General features: G+C 64.5%; 2 protein-coding genes. Both read left to right on the plus strand.

Annotated elements, in window-relative coordinates; all coding sequences use genetic code 11:
• The coding region (locus tag DBR34_RS16605) for a flagellin (RefSeq protein WP_258224029.1) at positions 1–106 on the plus strand (106 nt) is incomplete at its 5' end.
• A 72-nt stretch (positions 107–178) separates the two neighbouring features.
• The coding region (locus tag DBR34_RS16610; RefSeq protein ID WP_146186866.1) for a flagellin at positions 179–1,331 on the plus strand (1,153 nt) is incomplete at its 3' end.

Genomic DNA, 1,331 nt, shown 5'->3' on the forward strand with positions numbered 1-1,331 from the left:
AACCGCAGAGCTGACCCGCACCCAGATCCTGCAGCAGGCCGGTACGGCCATGCTGGCCCAGGCCAACCAGGTGCCGCAGAACGTGCTCAGCCTGTTGCAGCGCTGACATGAGCCGCTCCTGAAGCACGTCATGAGCGTCTAACCCAAATCACGTGCAACCGCTCAAGGACCTCTTCCCATGGCACAAGTCATCAATACCAACACGATGTCGTTGAATGCTCAGCGTAACCTGAGCACCAGCGGCAGCTCCCTGGCCACCACCATCCAGCGTCTGTCGTCCGGTTCGCGCATCAACAGCGCCAAGGACGACGCGGCTGGCCTGGCGATCTCCGAGCGCTTCGGCACCCAGATCCGCGGCACCGACGTCGCCATCCGCAATGCCAACGACGGCATCTCGCTGGCCCAGGTCGCAGAAGGCTCGCTGACCGAAATCGGCAACAACCTGCAGCGCGTCCGCGAACTGTCGGTGCAGGCGTCCAACGCCACCAACTCGGCCAGTGACCGCAAGGCCCTGCAGGCCGAAGTGACCCAGCTGGTCAGCGAAATCGACCGCGTTGCCAAGCAGTCCGACTTCAACGGCACCAAGCTGCTGGACGGTTCGTTCTCCAGCCAGCTGTTCCAGGTCGGTGCCAACGCCGGCCAGGCCATTGCCATCGACAAGGTGGTGGATGCCAAGACCAACGCCCTGGGCGGCGCGCAGTTCGCCACCGCTACCGTTGCCAAGGTGACCGGTGCCAACGATACCGACGTGGCCATCGCCGCGTTCAGCATCACCGACAGCAAGGGCACCGAAGTCAAGTTCGACAAGCTGGACATGAAGAGCGTCGGCACCGCCGCCGAGAACGAAGTGGCTGCCGGCAAGGCGCTGGCGACCCACATCAACGCCAAGATCGGTGAAACCGGCGTCTACGCCGAAGCCGATGCAACCGGCGCGGTGACCCTGACCTCGGTCAAGGACAGCGTGGACAAGGACGGCGCAGCGACGGTCTTCTCGACCGACGTGGCCGGCGCTGGCACCGTCACCATGGGCACCAAGCAGTTTGCCGATGCGATCGACGTGTCCACCGTGAAGGGTGCCCAGCAGGCGCTGGAAATCGTCGACAAGGCCCTGGGTGCGATCAACAACACCCGCGCCGACCTCGGTGCCATCCAGAACCGCTTCACCTCGGTCGTTGCCAACCTGCAGACCTCCACGGAGAACCTGTCGGCCTCGCGTAGCCGCATCCGCGATACCGACTTCGCCAAGGAAACCGCAGAGCTGACCCGCACCCAGATCCTGCAGCAGGCCGGTACGGCCATGCTGGCCCAGGCCAACCAGGTGCCGCAGAACG

The sequence above is a fragment of the Stenotrophomonas sp. HMWF003 genome (assembly GCF_003061285.1).
GTDB classification, from domain to species: Bacteria; Pseudomonadota; Gammaproteobacteria; order Xanthomonadales; family Xanthomonadaceae; genus Stenotrophomonas; species Stenotrophomonas maltophilia_AP.